Annotated in this window: 4 protein-coding genes; 3 read left to right on the top strand and 1 reads right to left on the bottom strand. The window is 64.4% G+C overall.

All coding sequences use genetic code 11. The features are described from left to right. The first annotated feature begins 234 nt into the window (after positions 1-234). Positions 235-915: a transposase gene (locus tag NKH83_RS31225; RefSeq protein ID WP_352808978.1), complete on the top strand. Its 681-nt coding sequence runs from the start codon at positions 235-237 to the stop codon at positions 913-915. A gap of 36 nt (positions 916-951) precedes the next feature. Here the strand turns inward: NKH83_RS31225 and NKH83_RS31230 are convergent, their stop codons facing one another. Next, positions 952-2,145: a DUF1173 domain-containing protein gene (locus NKH83_RS31230; RefSeq protein WP_352808980.1), complete on the bottom strand. Its 1,194-nt coding sequence runs from the start codon at positions 2,143-2,145 to the stop codon at positions 952-954. Positions 2,146-2,329: 184 nt separating this feature from the next. Here NKH83_RS31230 and NKH83_RS31235 point away from each other — a divergent pair, with 184 nt between their 5' ends. Beyond that, positions 2,330-6,949 (top strand): strawberry notch-like NTP hydrolase domain-containing protein, encoded by a 4,620-nt coding sequence (locus tag NKH83_RS31235; protein ID WP_352808982.1) that lies wholly within the window; start codon positions 2,330-2,332, stop codon positions 6,947-6,949. Between the two features lie 12 nt (positions 6,950-6,961). Next, positions 6,962-8,005: a DUF7146 domain-containing protein gene (locus NKH83_RS31240; RefSeq protein ID WP_352808984.1), complete on the top strand. Its 1,044-nt coding sequence runs from the start codon at positions 6,962-6,964 to the stop codon at positions 8,003-8,005. The last annotated feature ends 271 nt before the right edge of the window (positions 8,006-8,276 follow it).

The following is an 8,276-nucleotide window of genomic DNA, read 5'->3' on the forward strand; positions in this document are numbered from 1 at the left end:
CTCCCTCGAGGTGGATGTTGAATCAGCACAAAACGCAGCCGTCACATCACAATCGATTCATCGATCACAGGACGTGCTCTAGCCAGTCCCCGAGATCAGTGAAACCTCGCTTGCTCGTCGCTGGCCTTCTCCGATAAAGCTCGGCAAGAGCGATAAGATGCCTGGGCGTAGGATACTCGCTGACGCGAAACAGCGACTTGGCTTGCAAGTCGTCCTCACATCAAGGAAGGGACTATGAAGCGCCAGATCCGGCCATTTATCGTGGAAGTGAAACAGAAGCGCGGCAAGCAAAAGCCAAGCCACTCGATCTGGGGCGGTCTCGACCTGTCCATTGTCACGGGAATGACGCAGCTGTCTGATGGTGCGCAGTTGCCAAATTCTGAGCTCATTGACTCCAGTATAAGACCCATCGATGCTGAAGAGGGTGACAATCCACAAGCGGAGCATATCGTGGCCGATTCTCAGGAAGCTCAAACTGTTGAGACAACAGTGGCACCAGCCAAAGTGGAAGCCCCTGAAGCGAAGAAGAAAGTTCCGCGAGCAAAGAAAGCGAAGGCAGAGCTCGCCAAGCCGACCCGCAAGAACCGGGCGAGACCACGGCCCCAGGCCGCTGAACCTGCGGGGGCAGTGCGGACCGCCCGGAAGACCTATTCTGAGAAGGAGCGCGCCCAGAAGCTTGCCCAGATCGAGAAATCGATCGCTGGGGGCGCGACCAGCAAGATTGCGGTCGGCCAGGCCGACATATCCGAGCAGACCTACTATTATTGGAAAAGAGCTGCCGCACCTTCTTCAGATAGCGGCGATCTCTATGATCTTGTCGCGCTCGAAGAAGAAAACAAGCGCCTTAAGAACCTGCTTGCTGACCGTCTGAGCAAGGAAAATGCCGAGCTCAAGAAGAAGCTGGGCCTTGCGTAAGACATACTGAGCCCTCGTTCGAAATTCCGCCGACGCTCAGAGCGGTAGCGGCGGCATATCGGCTTCGCCGACCCGCCACACCCAGGAGCCGATCTCCGGACGCGCGGCGATCATTTCGTCGAGCGAAGCGTCGAACGTTTCGTCCGCACCGGCCGGGACGACAAAGAGCGCGATCGGCTGCTGCCTGTTCTGAAGCAAAGCGTTGGCGATCGGCTGGTCGGTTTGCAGGTCGTAGCGCAATCCCTTCACGCTCTTCTCGTGAAGGCGGGCGAGCGCGTCGACGAGCCTCTTCTCAGGGACCGTCTCGTAAGGGATCCAGTTCTCGGACACCACCATCAACGCGATCTCCTCGACGATGGCGAGTCCGGCCGGGTTCAGTCCAAAGGTCGCGATCACTATCAGATGTGAAGTCGAATCCGCTCCCCACAGCGACAATTCTTTCTCGAAACGTACCTGCAAGCGGCGGTGCAATGCATGGTCGATGATAAAGGGAAAACCGGGCAAATGCCTGATGACAAGTTTCTGACCGGAGCGGGCAGGAACAATCTCCTTCACCTCGCCGACCAGAACCAGCAGCTTTCGTGGGCCGGATTTCGGCGGGAGCGCCGTGCCGAGAACCGCGTTGCGACGCTGCTCGATCGCTTCCTTGTTCTCGGCGCGAAACGGCTCGGGCACGAACAGGGTATCCGCGAGCGGTCCGGCCCTCACCGTCATTTGCCCGGCAGCCTCGAGCAGATGCCAGCGGACATTCCACCAATGTCGCTTGCCGGCCCATCGGGATGTCCAGACCGTCAATTCGGCCTCTTGCCAGAGATAATGAAGGAGGCCACGCAGCGACATCCTCCTGGGATCGGCGGTTACGCTGGCGGAACTTTGCCCCGCAGGCACGGATGCTGCCCGGCTCCCTGTCTTCGACAGGCTGAAGTCCAATTTGAGGGCCGCCATGCCGCTTTGCGGATCGAGCTGTATCCCGCTGCCCATCAGTGCACCCAGCCCGGACAGTTCGTAAGGTGATTCATATGAATCGCAGGATGGATCATGCCCGCCGCCGCTCAGCGGCATGCGCTTGATCAGATGAAGGTCGCCGATGCGGGCGATGTACATCGGGCAGCCCGCCTCGCGGCACAGGCATAGCGGACGCTCGGTGCGGGCATAGGCGTTGGCCAGCGCCGCCTGCAGGTCAGGCGTCCCTTCCTCGTAAACCTCACTGCCAATTCTGAACTGTCGCATCACCTCCACAGCTCCAGGTCGCCGCCGCATCCCTGTCCCCGCATTGAGTCATGGCTTTGCGCAGAGCGCAACCCGTTTGTTGCATCGGCGCCAGAGGGAGAGGGGAGCCGGGAGGAGTGCGGCCCGGCTGGCGCGGAGAGAGTGCCGGCGCGGGCGCCACTCCCCTCTCGCGAAGGACATCTCCATGAACATCGTTTCGACCACATCTGCCGTCGCCCGGACGGCCGCTCCCCTCGGCGTGCCGGCACAAGACGCCATCGACACCGCCCCGGCGATCCATCAGGCGGGAATGCTGCTTTTGCCTTTCCTCGAACAGGGCGAGCCTGTCACCACCGCCGCACTGCGCACCGCCATGACGACAAGTTTTGGCGGCAGCGATGCGCAAGGGTTCTGGGTCTGGAAGGACGCCTATGAGGCGCTCGAAGTCGCCCAGGTGCTGTTTCTGCGCCGGTTCGGCCCTGCGATCCTGTTCCGGTCCACCACGCCGCAGGCAACGCTGGCGATGATGAAACGCATCGCCGAACTTCTTCCCACCCATAGGCGACGCTCCGACGAGAGCCAGGCCATGCAGCAGTTCTCTACGCCCTTGCCGCTGGCCTTCGTCACGGCGCGCGCCGCGGCGATCGCATCTTGCGACCTCGTTCTCGAACCCTCGGCCGGCACCGGTCTGCTCGCCGTCCATGCCGAGATGGCGCGCGCCTCGATCGCGCTTAACGAGCTTGCCGCAACGCGGGCCGATCTGCTCGGCCTGCTATTTCCGCAGTTCCCCGTCTCGCGGCACGACGCCGCCCATATCGACGACCATCTCGACGCGGCCATTGAGCCGTCCCTCGTCTTGATGAATCCGCCCTTCAGCGTCGGCGCCTATGTCGACGGCCATGTCGCCGATGCGGCATGGCGGCACCTCTCTTCCGCGTTCGCACGCCTGCGTTCGGGCGGTCGTCTTGTCGCCATCACCGGCGCCGGGCTGTCTCCCGAAAACCCGAAATGGCGGCTCGCCTTCGAACGCCTGCAGCAGCAGGGCACGGTCATCTTCACCGCAGCGATCGACGGCCGCGTCTATGCCCGCCACGGAACCACCACCGAGACCCGCCTGACGATCATCGACAAGGTGCCGGCCGTCGATCCGTCGCGTTTCGTCGCCTTGCCGGGCAAGGCCAAGGATGTCGAAACGCTGCTCTCCTGGATCTCCGATCTGCCGCCCCGGACTTTGGGTGGATTCCCGAATTCGATCGGTGCATTGTCCAGCGGCATCCTGCGCAATGCCGCCATGCAGATGGCTGCCCGATCCCGGAGAGCCGCACCCCTCGCTGTCTCAACGGCTGCTCCAAAGGCAATGCAATCGGTCCGTCCGATTGCGCGAGCGAAGCCCGCTCGCCAGGTCATGGCAAACAGCACGCCGGCTGTTCCCCTTGCCTACGAATTGCGCGACTGGATGCCGGAGGAGGGCGGCCGGCTCACCGAGTCAATCTACGAACCCTACGCGCTCCAGTCGATCGACATTCCCCGCGCCAAACCCCATCCGACGCCCCTCGTACAGTCGGCCGCAATGGCCGCCGTCGCGCCACCAAAACCTTCCTATCGGCCGCTTCTTCCTGATGCGATCATCGACGAGGGCCTGCTGTCGGACGCCCAGCTCGAAAGCGTCATCTATGCCGGCGAAGCCCATTGCGGTCATCTCACCGGCGCCTGGACGGTTGACGAGACCTGCGATGTCGTCTCGGCCGCGCCAGAAGGAGCTACGAACGCTGTCCGGTTTCGGCGTGGATGGTTTTTGGGTGACGGAACCGGCTGCGGCAAGGGACGGCAAGTCGCCGGCATCATCCTCGACAACTGGCTGCAGGGGCGGCGCCGCGCGATCTGGATTTCCAAGTCCGACAAATTGCTGGAAGACGCTCAGCGAGACTGGGCAGCACTTGGCCAGGAAAAACTCCTCGTGCAGCCACTCTCACGCTATCGGCAGGGCACGCCGATCCGCCTTGCCGAAGGCATCCTGTTCACGACCTACGCAACCCTGCGCTCGCAGGAACGGGAGGGCAAGAAATCGCGGATCGCTCAGATCCTCGACTGGGTTGGCCAAGAGGCGGGGAGGGCCGAAGGCCCGACAGGGACTGGAGAGAAGCCGGCGAGGAGGGACGAAGACCCCACGGGCAACAGAGAAAAGTCGGCGGGGAGGGCCGAAAGCCAGACCGGGATTAAAGAAAGCCAGACAGGAATTGGAGAAAGCCCGTCGGGGGCGAAAAAATCTTTCGATGGGGTCATCGTCTTCGACGAGGCCCACGCCATGGCCAACGCCGCTGGCGGCAAAAGCGAGCGTGGCGACGTCGCCCCGTCGCAGCAAGGAAGGGCGGGACTGCGGCTGCAGCACGCCCTTCCCCACGCGCGCGTCGTCTACGTCTCCGCGACCGGTGCGACCGCGGTCGAGAACCTCGCCTATGCGCAGCGTCTCGGCATCTGGGGCAGCGAGGATTTTCCGTTCGCCAACCGAGCCGAATTCGTCGCCGCGATTGAGGATGGCGGTGTCGCAGCAATGGAAGTGCTCGCCCGCGATCTCAAATCGCTTGGCCTCTATGCGGCGCGCTCGCTCTCCTATGACGGTGTCGAATACGACCTCCTCGAGCACGCGCTGACCGAGGAGCAGATCCGCATCTACAACGCCTATGCCGATGCGTTCCAGGTCATTCACAACAACCTGACCGCCGCGCTCGAGGCGACCAACATCACCAGCAAGGCCGGCACGCTGAACCGCGACGCAAAATCGGCCGTGCGTTCAGCCTTCGAGAGCACCAAGCAGCACTTTTTCTCGCACTTGATCACCTCGATGATGACGCCGTCGCTGATCGGCGCGATCGGACAGGACCTCGCGGATGGCCATTCGGCGGTCGTGCAGATCGTCTCGACCGGCGAAGCGCTGATGGAACGGCGACTTGCCGAAATCCCGACCGAGGAATGGTCGGACCTGCATGTCGACGTCACGCCGCGCGAGTATGTCGGCGGGTACCTGATGCATTCCTTCCCGACGCAGTTGTTCGAGGAATACTCGGACGCCGATGGCAATGTCTATTCGCGGCCCGTTCACGACGAAGATGGCAACCCGGTCCAGTGCCGCGAGGCGGTTCGCCGGCGCGACGAGATGATCGAAAAACTCGCATCGCTGCCGCCGGTCGGCAGCGCGCTCGACCAGATCATCCATCACTTTGGCACCGACACCGTTGCCGAGGTGACCGGCCGCTCGCGGCGCATCGTGAAGAAGACCGGCGGCGACGGTATTGACCGGCTTGCCGTGGAAAACCGCCCAGGCTCGGCCAACCTCGCCGAGACCCAGAGTTTTATGGATGACGACAAGAGCGTTCTGATCTTCTCCGACGCCGGCGGTACAGGCCGCTCCTATCACGCCGATCTTGGGGTGAAGAACCAGAGGCTGCGCAAGCACTATCTGCTCGAGGCCGGCTGGCGCGCCGACAACGCCATCCAGGGTCTCGGAAGGACCCACCGCACAAATCAGAAGCAACCGCCGCTGTTCCGGCCGATGGCCGCCAACGTGAAGGCTGGCAAGCGATTCCTGTCGACGATCGCGCGACGGCTCGACACGCTTGGCGCGATCACGCGCGGCCAGCGCCAGACCGGCGGGGCAGGGCTGTTCCGGTCCGAGGACAATCTCGAAAGCCCCTATGCCCGTGCGGCCCTTCGCCAGTTCTATCTTCTGTTGCACCAGGGCAAGATCGACGGCTGCTCGCTCACGACCTTCGAGACGGTAACCGGCCTGTCGCTGACGACTGATGAAGGCGGGCTGCGCGACGAACTACCGCCGATCACGACCTGGCTCAATCGCCTGCTGGCGCTGCGCATCGAGACCCAGAACCTGCTGTTCGAGGTGTTCGAGCAGTTGATGGTGGGAAGAATAGAAGGCGCCATAGCCGCCGGCAATTATGACAAGGGTCTGGAGACGATCACGGCGGAGAGCATCGTCGTCACCGATCGTAGGACCGTCTATACCCATCCAGTCTCCGGCGCGCAGTCACATGTGCTCACCGTCGCGCGCAAGGACCGTATCCGGCCGCTCGGCCTCGTCGACGCGCTGGCCATCGTCCGGGCGGAGCCCCAATCGGTTCTGTTGGTGAACACACGGTCGAGCCGCGCGGCGATCCGGCTGCCGACGGCGAGCCTGATGCTCGACGACGGAACCGTCGAGCATCGCGCGCGCCTGCTGCGGCCGACCGACGAGCTGCGCTTCGGCCTCGACGCACTTGCCGAAACACTCTGGCAGCCCGCCGACCGAAAACTCTTCTGTGAATTCTGGCAGGCAGAAATCGACGCCGTCCCCGAATTCACCACCAGCACTTTCCACACCGTGACGGGTCTGCTGCTGCCGATCTGGCGTCGGCTGCCGGACGACGACTGTCGAGTTTATCGCATGCAGACCGATGCCGGCGAACGCATCATCGGGCGTCACATCGCGCCGACCCTTGTCGCGACCATGTTCCGCAATCTGGGGCTCGACGATGTGCCGGCGCTTGCACCGGACGAGGCATGGACGGGGCTTGTCGACGGACAGATCGGACTGCAACTAGGCGATGGCCTGATCCTGCGCCGCAGCCAAGTCATGAACGATTACCGTGTCGAATTGATCGGCTTCACTGATGCCATGGTTCCCCGGCTGAAGGCGCTGGGGCTAATCTCCGAGATCATCTCCTGGAAGCTGCGGCTGTTCATCCCGACGAGCGAGCAAGGGTCCGCCATCCTCGTCGCGCTCCTCGAGCGCCATACGCTGGTCGGGGTCATCGGCCGTACCGCGGCGGCTTGAGGGGAGGCTATCATGACCGGCTCGGCCTCCGAGCTGGCAAGCCGCCTTGGCGAACATGCCGAGGCGGTGTGCCGCGAATATCTCTCCAACGGCCATCGCTCCGGCAATTACTGGATGGTCGGCGATGTCCGCAACACGCCCGGCCGTTCCATGCATGTGCGGCTCAAGGCGGTCGGCGGTAAGGCAGCCGGAAAATGGGCCGACGAGTCATCGGGGGAATATGGCGACCTGCTTGACGTCATCGAGCAGAGCTGTGGTCTGGTCGACTTCCGCGAAGTCGCGGATGAAGCACGTCGCTTCCTCTCCATGCCGCTGCCACCGCCCCGGCCTCCTGGCGCGCAGGGCCAGCCAGCCGCGGCACGCGGCTCCCCTGAGGCCGCGCGTCGACTGTTCGCCATGTCGCAGCCGATCGCGGGCACGCTGGCCGAACGCTATCTCGCCGGTCGCGGCATTCTGCTTTCGACTTATGAGCGCGCGCTGCGTTTCCATCCCGGCTGCTACTACAGGGATCTCGTGACGGGCGAGACGCAGACCCTGCCTGCGCTGATTGCCGCTGTCACCAGTCTCGACGGGCAGATCACCGGCCTGCAGCGCACCTGGCTTGATCCTTCGGGTCAGGGCAAGGCGCAGCTCGCCGATCCCCGCCGCTCGCTGGGGGATCTCCTGGGCAACGGCATTTGGCTAGGCCACCAGCCCGGTGCGACCGTCCCGGTCATGGCCGCGGGCGAGGGGTTCGAGACGATGGCCTCGCTCCGGACCGTGGTGCCGGTGCTGCCGGTGGCCGCAGCCACCTCGGCCAATCACCTCGCCGGCTTGACGTTCCCGCCCGGCTGCCGCCGCCTCTACATCGCAGCCGATGCCGACGCCGCCGGCCGGCACGGCATCGAGCGTCTCAGCCAACGCGCCGGCGAGGCCGGGATCCTCGCCTTTGTGTTGCGGCCGCAGCTCGGCGACTTCAACGACGATCTGCGCCATCTCGGCCCGGCCCATCTCGCGGCATGGCTCAGCGATCAGCTCGTCCCGGAGGATTTCCGTCTCTTCCTGCCAGCCGGATGAACGGGTCGGGCCGGCAGGCGGGCCGGCGCGGCGTTGCCGGATAGTTTGCAGGCATGGCGGCGGTCCACCGCAGAGGCCGCGCCCGCGGCCTGCCCGAGAGGCGACCCCTGCCACGCCCCTGTCACGGCCGCAACGGCTGCGCCGTCCACCGCTCGCGCGCCGGCCATCGGTGCGGGCCCGCCCCCGGGGCGGGCCGGGGGGGGCGGGAGGGCCCCCGCGGGGGGGGCCCCAACCCCCGGGCCCCCCCCCAGAGCGACCCCGGTGCCATATG

Origin of the sequence: Mesorhizobium sp. M0909 (assembly GCF_040319515.1) — a bacterium.
In the GTDB taxonomy this organism is placed as follows: Bacteria; Pseudomonadota; Alphaproteobacteria; order Rhizobiales; family Rhizobiaceae; genus Mesorhizobium.